The organism is Kitasatospora sp. NPDC058184, from assembly GCF_042883725.1.
Classification (GTDB): Bacteria; Actinomycetota; Actinomycetes; order Streptomycetales; family Streptomycetaceae; genus Kitasatospora.
On sequence record NZ_JBHVVE010000005.1, the window covers coordinates 1 to 16,442 of the forward strand.

The window sequence follows — 16,442 nt, forward strand, 5'->3', positions numbered from 1 at the left end:
CAACACGACCCACCCCCACAGACAGTCAACCCGCCCCGACCGGCAGACACTTACTGTCCCACGCCCAACCCAACCGACTTCGCCAGCAGAGTCGCTGGATCGACTTCTCGCGCAGCGGCGATGGGGGGCGGCGAGTCGATCACCGCTCCGCCTGCGGGCGGACCCCGGGGAGCGGAGGGCTTCTGCCCGCCTCGGCCCGCTTCGCGGATGCCGGGCGGCCCCTGCCGTGTCCGGCGGGGGCCGCCTTCCCCCGGCCGCTCTTCCCGGGGCGTCGGGTGCGGCCGGTGGCGGCTCCGCAGGGCCGTGGGAGCGGCGGCGTGGGTTCGGGTGCGGGGGTTCCCGGCTGTCGGCCTCAACGATGGCCGGGCCGCGGCTCAGCGGCGACCTCAGCGGGGGCCGAGGAGGGTGAGGGCGGCCGGGGGGTGGGCGGGGCGGAGGGCGGTGAGGCGGGTGGTGGTGGCGTGGAGGGTGTCGGGGGTGAGGGCGCGGGGGGCCGGGGCGTCGGGGGCGAGGGTGAGCGGGGGTCGGGTGGCGGCGGCGAGGAGGAAGTTCTGGGCGCCGTCCGGCGGGCCGGGGCGGCAGGCGGCGGTGGCGCTGCCCGGGACGGCGTACGGGGCGGTCTGCAGGCCCGTCGTCCGCAGGCCGGACTCGATCTGCCAGAGGCCGTCCAGGTCGCTCCCGGCGCGGACGGCGATCCGGCCGCCGGGGGAGAGCAGCCGGGTGGCGAGGCCGTAGAACTCCTGGGAGTGGAACTTGACCGGTCCGCCGTCGGCCGGTGCCGGGAGGTCGGCGAGCACCACGTCGTACGGTCCGTCCCCGCCGGAGGCGCCCGCGCCGCGCAGCCAGGCCATCGGGTCGGCGGCGGTGGTGCGGACCCGGGGGTCGTCCAGGGAGCGGCCGCCGAGGGCGGCGAGCCCGGGGTCGGTGCGGGCGAGCCGGGGGAGGGCGGGGTCGGCGTCGACCAGCCGGACGGTGCGGACGCCCCGGTGCCGCAGCACTTCCCGCAGGGCGAGTCCGTCGCCGCCGCCGAGCAGCAGGACCCGGGCGTCCGGGCCGGCCGCCATAGCGGGGTGGACGAGGCCCTCGCTGCCCCGGTACTCGTCGGGTCCGCAGACGGCGAGCCGGCCGTCGAGGTAGAGCCGGAGCGGGCCTTCGGCGGGGCCGGTGAGCACGATCTCCTGGTACCGGCTGCGGGTCGCGTAGCGGACCTGGTCGCCGTAGAGGGCGTGCCGGGCGGCGCGTTCGACGGCGTCGGAGCCGGCCGCGGCCGCCGCGAGCACGGCGAGCACCAGCAGGCAGCCGCCCCAGAGCAGCCGTCGTATCCGGGGGGCGGGTTCCTCGCGGAACAGCCAGAGCACCACGGCCGCCCCGGCGACGGCGTTGACGGCGCCGGTGAGCAGTGCTCCGTCGCCGGGCCCGAGGCCGGGCAGGATCAGGAACGGGAAGGCGAGGCCGCCGATCAGGGCACCCACGTAGTCGGCGGCGAACAGGTCGGCGACGGCCCGTCCGGCGTCCTCGCGCCGGATCCGTTGGATGAGGGTCATCAGCAGGGGGATCTCGGCGCCGATGAGGATGCCGATCAGGCAGGTGAGGCCGACCATGGCGGCCTGGTAGCGGCCGATCCAGGCCCAGCAGGAGTAGAGGGCGAGGACGGAGAGTCCGCCGGTGAGCGCGAGCGCGCACTCGACCAGGGCGAAGGCGGTGGCGGGCCGGCTGGTGAGCCGTTTGGCGAGGAGGGAGCCGAGGCCCATCGCGAAGACCATGACGGAGAGCACGACGGAGGTTTGGGTGACCGTGTCCCCGAGCAGGTAGTCGCCGAGCGCCACGAGTTCGAGCTCGTAGACGAGTCCGCAGGCCGCGCAGACGAACGCGGCCAGCAGGACGGTCAGGCGGGCGAACCGTGGTCGGGAGCGCAGCCGGGGCCGACGGCGGGCGGGCAGGAGTGGGGCGTGGGCTCGCCCGGGCCGGGGTGGGGTGCCGTCGTCGAGGTCCACTCGCGGGCGTGCGGGCGGACCGGCCGGATGGTTGATCACGAACAAACGCTAGGGGACGTGCGGGACGGATGGCTGCGCCCATCCGACGGACAGTGAGCGACGTCGAATTGACGAATCGTTCCTGCGTACGATTCGTAGGCCCGGCTTGGGCGGCCTACGGCCGGACCGGTGTCCCGCTCCGGACTTGGGGGCGGTCATGCCCCGGACACCACCAGCGAGGAGCGGGTGCACACCAGCTGCCCCTCCTGCGGGTAGGCGTGCCAGGTGCGCCACAGCAGCCGGTCCGGGCCGCCCTGGGTGACCAGCGCGGTGAAGGCGCTCGGGTCGCCCGGGAAGACCCCGGCGAGGCCCCGGGGGTGCCCCTCGACCAGGGCCAGCAGCTCCTGGGCGCGGGCCGCGAAGTCGTGCGGCGGCAGCGCCTCGATGCGGGCGGCGAACTCGTACTCCCAGCCGCCGATCTGCTTGGCCACCCGGGCCGGCAGCGGGGTGCGGCGGCCGGGCAGGCAGGCGACGGTCTCCAGACATCGGCCGGGGCCCGCGTCGATCACCACCTGGTGGGAGGCGCCCAGCAGGCGCAGCTGGAGGGTGCCGGACGCGCCCGGGCGGCCGCCTCCGTCGAGTCTCAGGTCGCGGACGGCGAGAGCGGGCAGCGGGTCGCCGCCGAGGCACCAGGCGAGGTCACCGGCGCGGGTGTCCGTGTAGGAGGTCTGCAGTGTGGTGAGCATGCTCGGCTCCGCGTTTCAGCTCCGTGCGCGCCCGCCGAGCAGCACCGAGTAGGCCTAGGCGATGGCGAGGCTGTTCGTGGCTGTGCGGCCCTGGGCGCGGCCGACCGTGGAAGGAAGGATTCCGGCTGGAGATTCAGCAGCAGAGAAGCACGAATACGTCGGGCCCGCCGGTGATTTACCCAACTTTGTCAAGCATTCACCGTTTCGAGCACACCTGCTTCCCGGCTCTGATCGAGCCCGTGTACGAGTCTGCACAGCGCGCGCCCCTATCACCGGATTGCGCGCCGTGCGCGCCGGGTGTGCGCTGTTCGGGCGCATCACGCGCCGCCGCCCTCCAGACGCGGGGCGTGGAGGGCGGCGGGAGAGTGCCCGGAGGGTCGGCCAGCGTGCCTCAGTGGCGGCAAACAAGCAAGCCGATCAAGGAAGTTGATGATCCATCAGAACTGGTGTCGGGCTGCGGGCAGTCCTGTTCGAAGGGTGCGGAGAAGGGCGTGAAAGGGGGCGTGCGGCCCCTCACAGGCGCCGCAGGCGGGCGACGGCCTCCTGAAGGACCTCGTCCTTTTTGCAGAAAGTGAAGCGGACCAGGCTACGGCCGGCCTCCACGTCGTCGTAGAACACCGCGTTCGGGATGGCGACGACGCCGCAACGGCCGGGCAGGGCACGGCAGAACTCGATGCCGTCCTTCTCGCCGAGCGGGGTGATGTCGGTGGTGACGAAGTACGTGCCCTCGGGCGTGAAGGCCCGGAAGCCGGCCGCGGCGAGGCCGTCGACCAGCAGGTCGCGCTTGCGCAGCAGGTCGGCGCGGAGGGTGTCGAAGTACGTGTCCGGCAGCCGCAGGGCCTCGGCGACGGCGTACTGGAAGGGGCCCGCGCTGACGTAGGTGAGGTACTGCTTCGCGGTGCGCACGGCCGCCACCAGGTCCGGGCTCGCGGTGACCCACGTCTACGACACCCCGCACCTGGCGCTGCCGGGTGCCACCCGTCCGCTTTCCGGTGAAGCGATCACCGGCGGTGCTGGCGCCTTTGTAAAGGACCTGGTGAAAGAAGCCTCCCTCCCGGCCGAGCAAGCCGGTGAGCCGGTCCTTGCCGACGAGCCGTCCGCGAGGACGGGAGGGAGAAAGGAAGACCACGAGGAGGCCGAGGAACAGCCCGTGGCGGTGCCGGACGAGCAGGTCCGCGAGGCGGTCGCCACGCTGTTCCGGGTAATGCGCCCGGAGCCGCGCCTGCGGGTCGGCCAGACCGAAGCCGAAAACTCGCGCCCCTCGTCGCGCGGTGGCTGGAGCGCGGCGCGACCCAAGCCGACCTCGCCCAGGCCCTGCTGTCCGGCCTGCCTGCCCCGATGCGCTCGGCGGTCGCGGTGCTCCGCTACCGCCTGCAGCGCAAGACGCCACTCGTCCAGACCGCTGTGCGGCCCGCAGTGGCCCGATACGCCGAATGCGCCAAGTGCCACGACCCGGTGCCTCAACCGGGCATCTGCGGCCTCTGCGCGGGCCTCGGACCTCGAACTGTCGGAGTCGGCGGAGGAGAGGCGGTCACCCGCGGCGGCGCCGCCCGCGCCCGAGCCGCACTGAACGCGGCCAGGGCCGGGCTCGGTGTCAGGCCCTCAGCGGTCGCCGCCGCTGCTGCGTAGGTCGGGCGAGTCGGGGCCTGATCTGCGGTCACCGCAGGCGTGTTTCGTTCTCAAGGGCGAACTATCGCGCGTGGCGGCGACCGTGGTCAGGATGGAGGACTCGGAGACGACCGCGTACAGGTGCATCAGGTCCGTGGCCGTGCGCGTGTCGGCAACGTCCGCTCAGATCGGGCTGAGATCCGTTAGGCCAGGTTGACCTGCTTCGCCGTCGGAGGCGGAAGGAGCCGAGCCGTGACGTTCCAAGTGAGCGACTATCGCCGCGCGCAAAGGCTCCGGTCCCCCTCGTTGCGCGGGCATGGCATCCGCCCAAGCGATACCGCGGTGCACCTCGTGCCACTTCGGCCGAAGCTGCTTGTCCTCGCGACCTGACCCCTGCCGGTTGACGCCGAACCCTTCCAACACCACGTTCCACGCGGGTTGTAGGTCGCTGATCATCAGCCGTTCAGCCATGGGCGTGAAGAGATCATCGGCGGGTAGGTATCGCGCGAAGAAGTCGCTGAGATCGAGGTCAAGCGCCTTGTCGATCTTGCGGGCGTGCTGCCTGAGCCGGTCCCGCAGTTTGGTGCCTTCCCAGGCCACGCCCACGTTCTGGCCCTTGCGGCTTCCCTCTGGATCGGCCTTGCCCACGTAGATGGGCACATCGCACTTCGTGGAGGAGATGGGCGTATACAGCTCGTGAGGTCCCGCGTAGTAGATGGCGTAGATGCCGGAGCCACGGAAGTGGGGTATGTGGCCGAGGGGTACTGGCTTCGACGACACCAGGGCCCAGAGCACGCTCCGCCCGAGGTTTTCGCGTCGCAGCGGGTCGTAGATGCGGTCGCGCCCGGACTCTGCGGATGGATCCCGACGACCGTGATCGCTGGATTCGGTCACGGTACGGGCTCCTCCGCTGGGCTCGGTCCCCCGCCTCGGCCAGCGACGGTCGGGGAGACGTTGGTCATCGAAGGAACTCTAGCCGCCACGTGGTGAAGGTATTGGCCAGAATGGCGCCATGATCACCAACTCCGCGGTATGGTTCTACCCGTACTGATCTGCTAGGAGCGTGAAACATGGCACGGACGTCGGTCGAACTGTTCGCCGGGGGCGGTGGGCTGGTGCAGGCTGGCACGAACGCCGGCTTCCGCCATCTCCTCGTGAATGAGTACGCGAAGTGGGCGTGCGAGACGTTGAAGGCGAACGACTTCGTGGCGTACCCGGAAGGGTCGTCTCCTCCGGTGCCGGAAGAGCTGAAGGAGGGGGAGGAGAGGACCGACGAGCACAGGACTCCGCTAGTCATGGGTGATGTCCGCAAGCTGAACATGACCCACCTGGGCGAGCACGAGGTCGATCTCCTGGCTGGTGGCCCCCCGTGTCAGCCGTTCAGTCTCGGCGGCGTCGCCAGGGGAGACGAGGACGAGCGGAACATGTTTCCCGAGATGTTCCGGGCCGTGCGGGAGATCAGGCCGAAGGCGGTCCTTTGCGAGAATGTCCGCGGCTTGCTGCGTCAGTCCTTCGCCCCGTATTTCGAGTACATCAAGCGTGAGCTGGAGCTGCCCTTCGTGGAGCGCGCCGGCGCGACGTGGCAGGAGCACGATCGGCGGCTGCGGGAGCGGCTGGACGCGAAGGACACGGATCCGACGCGTCGGTACGAGGTCCTCGAGTTCCCTGTGAACGCCGCCGACTACGGGGTGCCGCAGATTCGGAATCGCGTCATCCTCGTGGCTTTTCGGGCCGACCTCGGTGTGGATCGCGGGAAGTTCGAAGAGGCGGTCAAGGAGACACACTCGAAGCGGTCTTTGATCCGGTCCTTCCTTGACCACACCTACTGGGATCGGCACCGAAACGTCGAGAAGCGTGTCCGTCAGGCTGTCGAGCGCCAGTATGGGCAGGAAGAGCTGCTGATCGACGGCGAGGAGTCTCTGGCGCCGTGGCTGACACTGAGGGACGCGTTGGTGGGTTTGCCCGAGATCGACTTGAAGAAATTGGACAAGAAGACGTCGCAGGGCTTCGCGGACCACGTCGGATGGCCGGGTGCAAGGATCTACCAGGGGCACACGCCGAACGTGCTCGACCACCCGGCGAAGACCGTGAAGGCGGGCGTGCACGGCGTCCCGGGCGGCGAGTCCGTGATGCTCCTGGATAAGCGTGCGCCGAACCCGGAGACAGGGGGCCTGGAACAGATCCATCGGTACATGACCGTCCGGGAGACCGCCCGCGTCATGACGTTCGGTGACGAGTGGAATCTGATGGGGCCGCGCGGGGAGCGGATGCGTCAGCTGGGAAACGCCGTGCCGGTACGCCTGGGGGAGGTCTTCGCGAAGGCCATCTACGCGGCACTGGACGATGTGGAATCGCGGTCGTGACCGATACGCGACGTGCCGGGCAGAGCGGCTGGAACGATCGGACGCCGCCGACGCGCGCCTGGAAGGGTCGGGCCGGCCGCGGTAGAGAAGCCCTGAGGGCGGAGCAGGATCGCGCGGCCGGCGGCCGTCAGGGGCGCTATGTTCGCCTGGATGACGAGCGGTACGCTCTCGCCTCCGTCGAACTCAAGGTGTTGCCCAATACTCGACGCATCCGCGCCTACTTGCGGTGGTCTGACAAGGGCCGTTCGCCGACCAGGTACCTCGGGCCGGTCGACAACGACACCAGAGCGGCGAACCTCGTCGCCGGGTGGGAGCGGGCGGTGGAGAAGGGGCTCGTGGGCGCCCGACCGGCTCCGCAGGGCTCGTGGGCCTCGTCGGAGGCGGTCCGTTCGTCGATGCGCGGCAACCGGGGCAAGGACACCGGTCCTGAGCTCAGGCTCCGTTCTCTCTTGCACCGTGACGGGCTACGGTACCGCGTATCCACACGGCCGCTGCCTGAGCTGCGCCGTACCGCGGACCTTGTGTTCACGAAGGCCCGCGTGGCGGTGTTCGTGGATGGCTGCTTCTGGCACGGGTGCGCGGAGCATCATCGGCCGGCGACGAATCGGAATCCTGAGTTCTGGCGCGACAAGATCGAGGTCAACCGCTCGCGGGACGAGGAGACGAACCGTCGCCTCTCCGAAGCAGGGTGGACGGTCATCCGCGTCTGGGAGCATGAGGACCCCGTTGACGCCGCTCAGCGCGTCATCGCGGTGGTGCGCGGTCAGTGAACCGGGCCGCGGTCCCCGGTCGGGAGCGGGCCCTCGACCGGGACGCCCATCGGGATCTCGATGGCCGGATGACCCCGCGGTTCGGAGAACACGACGCACCGGAGGCCTCTGCGCCGTACGTCGGGAGCCTGGCGCGCGAGAGCGTCGGTGGTCGCAGGGGCACCCCTCAGACCAGCCGCGACCGAATCACGCCCATTCGTAAGGGTTCGTCACCATATCGCTCGTCCCGGCGGTCACATGATTCGCGGCGGTTCGCAAACTCCGGCCGGATTGTCGGTCGCACCCTCTACCCTCATGCTTGAACGCTCGACTCATAGGAGTCGGGTGGCTTCGCCGTGCCCAGGTACGCCGCAGCCGCCGTGACAGCGTCCCAATCCTTCAGGAGGGTTCCGCCGGAGTGAAGATCACCCCTTCTTCCCGTGTGCTGAGCATGCTGGGTGAGATCGATTTCGACGAGTGGCAGTGCCTGGCCGAGCTCATCGACAACCCCTTCGACGACTTCCTCGACATCCTTCGCTCGGGGGTGGAGTGGCCCGACGGCTTCACGGTGAGCGTGACCCTGCCGTCGTCCCCGAAGGGTGTTCTGGAGGTCCGCGACACCGGTCGGGGCATGTCACGGGACCGCCTCGCGCGCGCGGTACGGGCAGGCTGGTCCGGCAACGACATGCATGACAAGCTCGGTCTCTTCGGCATGGGCTTCAACATCTCCACCGCCCGTCTCGGCCGTCGGACTCGAGTCCTCACGACCAGAGCGGGCGACCCGGACTGGATCGGCGTCGAGATCGACCTTGACCAGATCAAGGACGACTTCGAGGCGAAGGACATCACCGAGCCGAAGAGTGACCCGTCCCAGCACGGCACCAGGATCATCGTCGACCGTCTGCATGTGACGCGCGCGGACTGGCTGCGGCGCAACGGCGCCTCACTTCGGAACATCCTGGGCTCGGTGTACTCGTGGATCCTCACGGAGCACCCCTTCGAGCTCTACGTCGGCGGAAGGGAGGTCAAGCCGGTCCGTCACTGCCGTTGGGGCGATGACCGTTACGTGCTCTACAACGGCAAGGAGCGGATTCCCGCGTACATCCCGATCGACGAGAAGCTCCAGGACGGGATCGCCTGCCGCGACTGTGGAGAGTGGCAGATCGGGTCGGGCGAGGTTTGCTCGGTCTGTGACGGCGGCAACTTGTCGGTGCGCGAGCGCCGGATCCACGGCTGGCTCGGCGTCCAGCGTTACCTCGACAAGACCGACTACGGGATCGACTTCCTGCGCAACGGCCGGAAGATCCTGCGCTGGGACAAGCAGCTCTTCACCTGGAACAACCCCGACGGGATCGCGGGGAACGAGGAGCCAGAGTACCCGGTCGAGCTCGCCCACCAGGGCGGCCGCCTCATCGGCGAGATCCACCTCGACCACGTCCCCGTGACCTACCAGAAGGACGCTTTCGAGTACGGGGATCGCAGCTGGCTCACCGCCCTGGAGGTACTACGCGGCGTGGCCCCACTCCAGCCTCAGCGTGCCCGGAAGCTCGGCTACACGGAGAACGAGAGCCCGCTGGGCCTGTTGTTCAAGGGCTTCCGCCGTAACGACGCGGGTCTCCGGTGCCTCGTCCCGGGCGATGGAAACAAGCCGGTCCACGCGGATACCCGGGACTGGGGCCGAAAGTTCCAGGCGGGCGTCTCCGAGTTCCAGACCGACGAGCACTGGTGGCAGGCGGTCCTGCGGCATGAGGAGATCAAGAAGCAGGGCAAGGAGGCGAGGACGATCGCCAGCGTGCCGGTCCAGCCCGACGAGCAGGCGGTTCTGGGCGCGCTCGGCATGCCCGTCGACATTCCCGCCACCGGTACCGCCAAGCCCGGGGCCGGGGCTGTCGCCACCGTGGCCGCCCAGCCTGTGGCGATCAAGGAGAGGTCGGAGACCCGTAGCGAGCGCCTGGCTCGGTACGAGGACGCGGCGTCGCCACACGCCTACCTGAGTCGACCGTTCGGGCACCCCGAACTCGGCTACCTGAAGGTGCGGACCCTGCTTCTGAAGTCGGGCGAGCGGCTTCGCGACGACAACGAGCTGCACGTTCCGGTCCTCCTCGACCAGCGGTCGGGCAATGAGGTCACCGCTCTTGTGGACTCCGAGCACGCCGCGTTCCGTCGCTTCGGCATGGACTACGCCGATCTCCTCCTGGTCGACCTGGCCGCCGTCCTGAAAGTGCGGGCGCGCTCCGACTGGAGCCCGTCGCAGCTCGTCGCCGCGATCCGCGCCGAGTCCCTGCAGGACAGCGCGCTCGACGGCACCACCGTCGGCGCGGAGGCCCGAGACCTCCTCGGGGAGATCCGCGAGCGTGTGGCCGAGGCCCTCGACCGTAGCGGCGGCCACACGCCTGCCTACGGCCACCTCTCCAAGGAAGAGAAGACCGCGACCGAGGAGGCGATGATCGCCGCCGGACGTCTTGGTCTCCTCGGCCGTCTCGGCCTCGACTCCGGGTTCGTCCACCACGTTCCCGCGCTGGCCCTGGTCCGGCTTGTCGAAGCGATGCCGGCGACGTTCATGGATGGCGCCGCTTTCCGTGGCCCGTACACCGGGGTGTCCTCGCCATCCGCAAAGGCCCTGAGTCTGGCCCGAGTCACGGGCTGCCTCGCGGATGTCGCGACGCTCGGCACCTTCGTGGGCGAGGCCACCGCACCGCAGCTGCGGCGCGCTCGCCTGAGCATCGCCCTCCTGCGTGACGAACTGGCGGGTGAGGAGTGAGCGCCGCGTTCCTGACGGCTGCCGAACTCCGCGACGGTGGCCCTGAGGGTCTGACCAAGGCGCTCGAACGAACCTTGTGGCACCTCGGGTTTCAGGACGTCCGTGTCATCGACGGCGCCCACGACCAGGGCGCCGACCTGCTCGCGGTCCGCGACCAGGAGCAGTGGGTCTTCCAAAGCAAGTGGAAGGCGCACGGCACCGCCGACCACGCCGGCATCGACGACCTCGAGCGCGCCCGTACCCACTACCGTGCCGACAAGGCCGTCCTGGTCACCAACACCGACATCACCGCGTCGGCTCAGGCGCGGCGCCAGGCACTGGCGGGGATCGGCGTCGACATCACCCTGTGGCACGGGGCCACCCTGCGCGCCATCGGTGAGCGAATGCCGGACCGCGTACCCGCCTCCTATGCCCTGCGGCCCTACCAGGAACAGGCCGTGGTTGCGATTGAGCGGGACCTCGACGCGGCGGGGACGGCGCTGCTGGTCCTGGCGACGGGTTTGGGCAAGACGGTCGTCGGTGGGGAAGTCATCGGCAACTTCCTCGCCTCGCGTCCAGACGCGCGTGTTCTGGTCGTCGCACACATGCGCGACCTGGTGGGTCAGCTCGAGAAGGCGCTGTGGCGGCACATCCCGAAGGGTGTGCCGACCCGCCTCCTCACCGGGGAGAATAAGCCCAGGGCCCTCGACGGTGTCGTCGTCGCGACCGTCGAGTCCGCGCTGGCCGCCGTACGCGCGGGCTACGAGCCCGACCTCATCATGATCGACGAGACCCACCACGTCGCCGAGACCGGCAGGTTTGCGAAACTCCTCGATCTGTGTGGGGCTGCAGGGCGATTCGGAGTCACCGCCACGCCTTGGCGTGGCGACAAGTTCGACATCACCGCCCGCTTCGGACGGCCCAGCTTCAAGATGGGAATCGCTGAGGGTATGGCGGCGGGCTACCTGTCGGCCGTCGACTACAAGCTGTACGCGGACGGCGTCGACTGGGACGCGGTCCAGGACATCAGTCGTCATGGTTACTCGATCAAGGACCTCAATCGGCGCCTGTTCCTTCCCCAGCGGGACGAGGAGATCGTCGAGCACCTGCGGGAGACCTGGCGGGAGACCGTCGAACCCCGGGCCATCGTGTTCTGCCAGACCATCGAGCACGCCGAGCACATGGCGGGTCTTCTCGCTGTCTCGGACTCCGCGTGGGCCAACGCCTCACATCTGCATAGTGGTTTGTCGAAACGTCACCGCGATGTCCTGCTGAATGAGTTCCGTCTCGGCCGTGTACCGGCGATCACCTGCGTGGACGTGTTCAACGAGGGTGTCGACGTGCCCGACGTGAATCTGATCGCGTTCCTTCGCGTCACCCACAGTCGAAGGATTTTCGTGCAGCAGCTGGGCCGGGGGCTGCGTCTGAGCCCTGGCAAGAAGGCTCTGAAGGTCCTCGACTTCGTCACCGACATCCGTCGCGCCGCGGCGGTGCTGAACCTGCGCCGGACGCTGGAGGCTGAGAAGACCGAGCATTTGGAACTCCCGTACGTCTCCCGTATCGAGTTCCAGGACGAGACGGTCGGCTCTCTCATGGACATGTGGATCCAGGACGCCGCCGACCTTGAGACCGCGGCGGACGAAGTCCGCCTCCAGTTCCCCCTGCCGAAAGGAATACTGTGACTGACTACAAGATCCCGTCCGCTGTTGAGAAGGCCGTGGTTACGCGGATCTACGCCCAGGCCGATGAGGCTCAGTGGCCGCATCTTCAGGACGCGGACCGCACTCGCCTGTACCAGGAATGGACGGAGGATCCGGAGATCGGCGGCCGCCTCCTCGGATTCGTGGGGCAGCAGGCCAACATCCGCCCGTGGCTGAAGGACTGTCCCATGAAGGAGTACGAGAGGGCGAGGCGTGGCGAGGGAAAGTACGCCAAGTATGTGACCCGGCCGGCGGCGACGCTCGAGCAGATGGTCGTGGCGACGTACGGACCCAGCTGGGAGGTCATTCCGGACACCACGCAACAGAAGCCGATGCGCGCGAAAATCCGCGAAATCGGGACTGAGGACGAGGAGCAGCACTTCGTGGCTGGCACGGCGGCGAACCTCAAGCACCTCGTGTGGCCCGCCATCCTCGATCGATCCACTGGCGAGACCTGGCCCTGGACGATCTGCGTCGTCGATCCGTTCCGCAACCCTGTGTCGCCGGAGAAGAAAGAGGAGCACCAGCGCATGGCTGAGTTCCTCGGTGTGCGGGTCGTCTACTTCAGCGAGCTGTGAGAGGTTTCGATGGGGGATGAGTGGTCGATGGGCGAATGGCTGGTCAGGGCGTGGGAGTCCGGGGTCTTTGATGAGCGTGAGCGAGCCGTCATCGCGGGCCGATCCAAGGGCCGGACTCTGGACGAGGTCGGGGCGCCGCTGGGGCTGAGCCGCGAGCGCGTGCGTCAGATTCAGAGCGGGACGCGAAAGCGGCTCGTGGTGATGGCGGACATGGTCCAAAACGGTTGGCGGGAGAGCCTGCGCGCGATGGGTGCGGGCGTGGCCGCCCCGCGGGGGTACTACGCTGCCACGCTCGGGACCGTCGACCACGTGTTGCTGGACGAGCTGCTGGCAGCGGCGGGGCTGGCTGTGCCGCGGACGTGGGCGGGGCCGTTGCGGGGATGGTGGAGCGCCGATCCGGGGGTGCTGGACGGAGCCCTACGTCGTCTGGTTGACGCCGCGCCCTTCCGGGGCGATGACCTCAGCCATGCGGCTTCCGGGGCCGGATTGCCCGCAGGGCTCCCTCTGCACTGGCTGCTGAGCCACTCCTCGTCGCGGCTCGCTCTGAGCCCCGATGGGGACTGGGTCCGCCGCAAAGCACGGGGACGTGACGCGGCGTACCTATGGTTGCTGGAGACCGGGCGCCCGTGTCGGGCCGACGAGCTGCTCGCCCCGATGGCCGCGACGACCGCTGCGGCCGTACGGGAGGCACTGCGCCGTGATGACCGCTTCCGGCAGATCCGTCCCGAGGGCACCTGGGCCCTGGTCGAGTGGACGCACCTGCGCGCATCCCCGTACGCCACTGCAGTGGAGGCGATGGTCTCGGTGGTCACTGAGTCGGGTCCCCTCTCCCGGGCACACCTCTTCGCCAAGGTGACGGAGCTGTACCCGGTCACCCCATGGCGTCTGAAGCAGTGCCTGCTCAGTGACCAGCTCGGCGAGACCCTCGACGGCTTGGTCGATCTCGTTTCCCGCGGCGCTCGCCACTTCGAGGAGGAAGAACCGGTCCAGCCGGACACGATGGCCGTTGAAGGCGAGGTCCTCGGCATGCGAATCCCTGTCAACGGGGACATCCTGCGCGGCAGCGGTGTCAACGTGCACACATGGCTGACCTGGCGGCTCGGGCTGCGCAGGGCCCCGATGAGCCGCGCGTTCACGACTCCCGGCGGCCACTCGCCGCTCGTCGTCCGGCGTGGCACCAGCAGCGCCCAGATCTCCAGCTTGCGCCGCCACGCGCTCGAACTCAGGGTGGCCGATGGTTGCGTGCTTGCCGTCCTTCTCCGCCTCGACGACGGCACCGCGCGCGTCGGTCACGGCTGCGTGCCGGAGACCTGCCCGGCACGGCGGCCGCCGGCCGCCGTGCCGGGCAGCCGGAGGTGAACGCCGTCGAGACGCGGGTCGCGTGAGCTCAGGACACCAAGCGCCGCAGGCGGGCGACGGCCTCCTGAAGGACCTCGTCCTTTTTGCAGAAAGTGAAGCGGACCAGGCTACGGCCGGCCTCCACGTCGTCGTAGAACACCGCGTTCGGGATGGCGACGACGCCGCAACGGCCGGGCAGGGCACGGCAGAACTCGATGCCGTCCTTCTCGCCGAGCGGGGTGATGTCGGTGGTGACGAAGTACGTGCCCTCGGGGGTGAAGGCCCGGAAGCCGGCCGCGGTGAGGCCGTCGACCAGCAGGTCGCGCTTGCGCAGCAGGTCGGCGCGGAGGGTGTCGAAGTACGTGTCCGGCAGCCGCAGGGCCTCGGCGACGGCGTACTGGAAGGGGCCGGCGCTGACGTAGGTGAGGTACTGCTTCGCGGTGCGCACGGCCGCCACCAGGTCCGGGCTCGCGGTGACCCAGCCGACCTTCCAGCCGGTGAAGGAGAAGGTCTTGCCGGCCGAGGAGATGCTGACGGTGCGTCCGCGCATGCCGGGCAGGGCGGCGATCGGGTGGTGGGCGGCGCCGAACACCAGGTGCTCGTAGACCTCGTCGGTGGCGACCAGCAGGTCGTGCTCGACGGCGAGTTCGGCGATGGCGGCGAGCTCCTCGGCGGTGAGGACGGTGCCGGTCGGGTTGTGCGGGGTGTTGATCAGCAGCAGCCGGGTGCGCGGGGTGATCAGCGAGCGCAGCTCGTCCAGGTCGGGGCGGAAGGACGGGGCCCGCAGGGTGAGCGGCACCCGGGTGGCGCCGGCCATCGCGATGCAGGCGGCGTACGAGTCGTAGAACGGCTCGAAGGCGATCACCTCGTCGCCCGGCTCCAGGAGGGCCAGCAGGGTGGCGGCGATGGCCTCGGTGGCGCCGGCGGTGACCAGCACCTCGCTGTCCGGGTCGTACGCGAGGCCGTGGAAGCGCTGCTGGTGCTCGGCGATCGCGGTGCGCAGCTCGGGGACGCCGGGGCCGGGCGGGTACTGGTTGCCGCGGCCCTCGCGCAGGGCCCGTACGGCCGCCTCGCGGACCTCCTCGGGCCCGTCGGTGTCCGGGAAGCCCTGGCCGAGGTTGATCGAACCGGTGGCCGTGGCCAGGGCGGACATCTCGGCGAAGACCGTCGTGCCCATCCCGGCCAGTCGGCGGTTCAGCAGTGGCCTGGTACCCATCGGTGGCTCCTCACGGCTCGTTGTCAGGCCATCCTGGGTCAGCCGGGAGCCGGGGACAAGAACGGCCCGCCACCGGCGCGGGGGCGGGTGGCGGGCCGAACGGGCGGTGCGGGGGGTACCGGGGAGGGATCAGGCCTCGTCGGTGCCCTCGGCGCCCTCGCCGTCCTCGCCCTCGATCTCGTTCTGGAGGCCGAGGCGCTCGACGATCCACTGCTCGAAGCCGACCGCGGCCTGGGTCCAGTTGGCGGTGGTGGTGACGAAGTAGTCCAGGTTGACGCCGGCGCCGACGATCATCTGGGCCTCGCCGATCAGGCGGACCACGCCGTCCTCGTGGGTGTGGGTGTAGACCTTGGGCCAGAGGGTCTCGCGGTTCCACTCGTCGATCAGGTCGAGGATCTCGCCCTTCTTCTCCAGCGGGTACGCGCGGTCGTAGAAGGCGCGCACCGCGAAGAGCTCCTTCTGCTCGCCGCGGAACATGTAGTAGACGCGGAAGCCCTCCCAGGGGGCGGTGAGGTCGCCCTCCTCGTCCACGACGTGCTTGAGCTGCATCTGGTCCAGCAGCTGGGTGACCAGGCCCTGGTCCGGGACGATGATCGGCGGCGGGCCGGCCGGCCGCCCGCCCTGGCCGCCGGGCTGGCCGCCCTGGGGGACGCCGAAGGACGGGATGGACGACGGGTCGATGCTCATGGGGGTCCTCATTCCTCAGTGCACGTGGTGGCCGGCAATGAGAGGCCGCCCTTTCCACCTCCCATCCTGCCTCATTCGGGGCTCCGCTCACAGGGGCAGCCGAGGGGCGAGTCGATCTTCGTCCGGCGTTCTTCGCGGCGTTCTTCGCGGTGTCGTTCCCGGTGTCCTTCCCCGGTTCTTCCCGGGCTTCCTCCGCGTGTTCCCCGGTGGTTCCGGCGGGGGTGGAGCGGGCGGCGGTCACGGAGGGTGCGCGGGGCGGGGTGGAGGCCGTCCGGAGAGCACGCGTGAGCCACGTCACGCGCCCGGCGCGCCGGTTCGGCTGCCGTGCGGGCCGGATGCGGTTAGCGTGCGACGGAAATCGCTTCGGTCAAATCCCGGCCCAGCCGGGTGAGTTGAGCTGTCCTGAGGCGGACTGTCCGGAATTGAGGGGGGAACAGGAGTGGGTGGAGCGGCGACGGGGGACGGCGCATCGCTCGGGGCGCTGCTGCGGAGCATCCGGCTGGACCGGGGGATGACGCAGGAGCAGCTGGGCGAGGCGACCGGGCTGAGCGTACGGTCGATCCGGGACCTGGAACGGGAGGTGTCCTGCCCGCGGGTGTCCACGCTGCGGCTGCTGACCCAGACCTGGAACCTGCCGGACGCCCAGGTGGCCGAACTGCACCGGCTGGCGCGCAGCCGGCGGGACCGGACGCGGCGGCTGCTGCGGCAGGCGGCGGAGTGACGGCGTCCGGCCCGGGGCGCGAG

12 protein-coding genes and 1 pseudogene are annotated in these 16,442 nt (G+C 69.8%); 7 read left to right on the plus strand and 6 right to left on the minus strand.

Annotated elements, in window-relative coordinates:
- Positions 1-386 precede the first annotated feature (386 nt).
- From ACFVXH_RS10775 to ACFVXH_RS10790, 4 genes and pseudogenes are all read right to left on the minus strand, one after another.
- Positions 387-2,033 carry a polyamine aminopropyltransferase gene (locus ACFVXH_RS10775; RefSeq protein WP_259316660.1) on the minus strand — a complete coding sequence of 549 codons (1,647 nt, stop codon included), beginning with the start codon at positions 2,031-2,033 and terminating at the stop codon, positions 387-389.
- Between the two features lie 155 nt (positions 2,034-2,188).
- Complete coding sequence (locus tag ACFVXH_RS10780; protein ID WP_049650409.1) at positions 2,189-2,719, minus strand: DUF2617 family protein; 531 nt, start codon at positions 2,717-2,719, stop codon at positions 2,189-2,191.
- A gap of 513 nt (positions 2,720-3,232) precedes the next feature.
- A pseudogene (locus tag ACFVXH_RS10785) lies at positions 3,233-3,658 on the minus strand (aminotransferase class I/II-fold pyridoxal phosphate-dependent enzyme); the annotation flags it as partial.
- A gap of 852 nt (positions 3,659-4,510) precedes the next feature.
- Positions 4,511-5,221, minus strand: a complete 711-nt coding sequence (locus ACFVXH_RS10790; RefSeq protein WP_387822206.1) for an Eco29kI family restriction endonuclease — start codon at positions 5,219-5,221, stop codon at positions 4,511-4,513.
- A 176-nt stretch (positions 5,222-5,397) separates the two neighbouring features.
- On the opposite strand from ACFVXH_RS10790, the gene ACFVXH_RS10795 reads away from it, so the two are divergent.
- The 6 genes from ACFVXH_RS10795 to ACFVXH_RS10820 all read left to right on the plus strand — a co-directional run bounded on the left by ACFVXH_RS10795 (position 5,398) and on the right by ACFVXH_RS10820 (position 13,816).
- A complete protein-coding gene (locus tag ACFVXH_RS10795) occupies positions 5,398-6,690 on the plus strand; it encodes a DNA cytosine methyltransferase (protein ID WP_387822209.1) in 1,293 nt (430 codons plus the stop codon).
- Positions 6,687-7,460, plus strand: coding sequence for a very short patch repair endonuclease (locus ACFVXH_RS10800; protein WP_387822212.1), 774 nt, complete (start codon positions 6,687-6,689; stop codon positions 7,458-7,460). Before ACFVXH_RS10795 ends, ACFVXH_RS10800 begins: the two co-directional genes overlap by 4 nt.
- Before the next feature lie 397 nt (positions 7,461-7,857).
- A complete protein-coding gene (locus ACFVXH_RS10805) occupies positions 7,858-10,200 on the plus strand; it encodes an ATP-binding protein (RefSeq protein WP_387822215.1) in 2,343 nt (780 codons plus the stop codon).
- On the plus strand, positions 10,197-11,861 hold the full coding sequence (locus tag ACFVXH_RS10810) for a DEAD/DEAH box helicase family protein (protein ID WP_387822218.1): 1,665 nt from the start codon (positions 10,197-10,199) through the stop codon (positions 11,859-11,861). The genes ACFVXH_RS10805 and ACFVXH_RS10810 overlap by 4 nt, the downstream gene beginning before the upstream one ends.
- Positions 11,858-12,457, plus strand: a complete 600-nt coding sequence (locus ACFVXH_RS10815; RefSeq protein WP_387822221.1) for a hypothetical protein — start codon at positions 11,858-11,860, stop codon at positions 12,455-12,457. The genes ACFVXH_RS10810 and ACFVXH_RS10815 overlap by 4 nt, the downstream gene beginning before the upstream one ends.
- A 27-nt stretch (positions 12,458-12,484) precedes the next feature.
- The gene (locus ACFVXH_RS10820) at positions 12,485-13,816 is read left to right on the plus strand and encodes a sigma factor-like helix-turn-helix DNA-binding protein (RefSeq protein ID WP_387822224.1); all 1,332 of its coding nucleotides are present in this window, start codon (positions 12,485-12,487) and stop codon (positions 13,814-13,816) included.
- 28 nt (positions 13,817-13,844) lie between these two features.
- Here ACFVXH_RS10820 and ACFVXH_RS10825 read toward each other — a convergent pair whose 3' ends face one another.
- Positions 13,845-15,011 (minus strand): pyridoxal phosphate-dependent aminotransferase, encoded by a 1,167-nt coding sequence (locus tag ACFVXH_RS10825; protein ID WP_387822227.1) that lies wholly within the window; start codon positions 15,009-15,011, stop codon positions 13,845-13,847.
- A 129-nt stretch (positions 15,012-15,140) separates the two neighbouring features.
- Positions 15,141-15,698 (minus strand): YbjN domain-containing protein, encoded by a 558-nt coding sequence (locus ACFVXH_RS10830; RefSeq protein WP_049650411.1) that lies wholly within the window; start codon positions 15,696-15,698, stop codon positions 15,141-15,143.
- A gap of 439 nt (positions 15,699-16,137) precedes the next feature.
- Between ACFVXH_RS10830 and ACFVXH_RS10835 the strand changes: the two genes are divergently transcribed.
- Entirely contained in the window at positions 16,138-16,419 is a 282-nt protein-coding gene (locus tag ACFVXH_RS10835; RefSeq protein ID WP_074001862.1) for a helix-turn-helix domain-containing protein, read from the plus strand.
- Positions 16,420-16,442 lie beyond the last annotated feature (23 nt).

What these genes read in the sequence shown, in the direction of transcription:
- ACFVXH_RS10825 (WP_387822227.1), bottom strand. Translation starts at nt 15,011, where the DNA reads ATGGGTACCAGGCCACTGCTGAACCGCCGACTGGCCGGGATGGGCACG.
- ACFVXH_RS10820 (WP_387822224.1), top strand. Translation starts at nt 12,485, where the DNA reads ATGGGCGAATGGCTGGTCAGGGCGTGGGAGTCCGGGGTCTTTGATGAG.
- ACFVXH_RS10795 (WP_387822209.1), top strand. Translation starts at nt 5,398, where the DNA reads ATGGCACGGACGTCGGTCGAACTGTTCGCCGGGGGCGGTGGGCTGGTG.
- ACFVXH_RS10780 (WP_049650409.1), bottom strand. Translation starts at nt 2,719, where the DNA reads ATGCTCACCACACTGCAGACCTCCTACACGGACACCCGCGCCGGTGAC.
- ACFVXH_RS10830 (WP_049650411.1), bottom strand. Translation starts at nt 15,698, where the DNA reads ATGAGCATCGACCCGTCGTCCATCCCGTCCTTCGGCGTCCCCCAGGGC.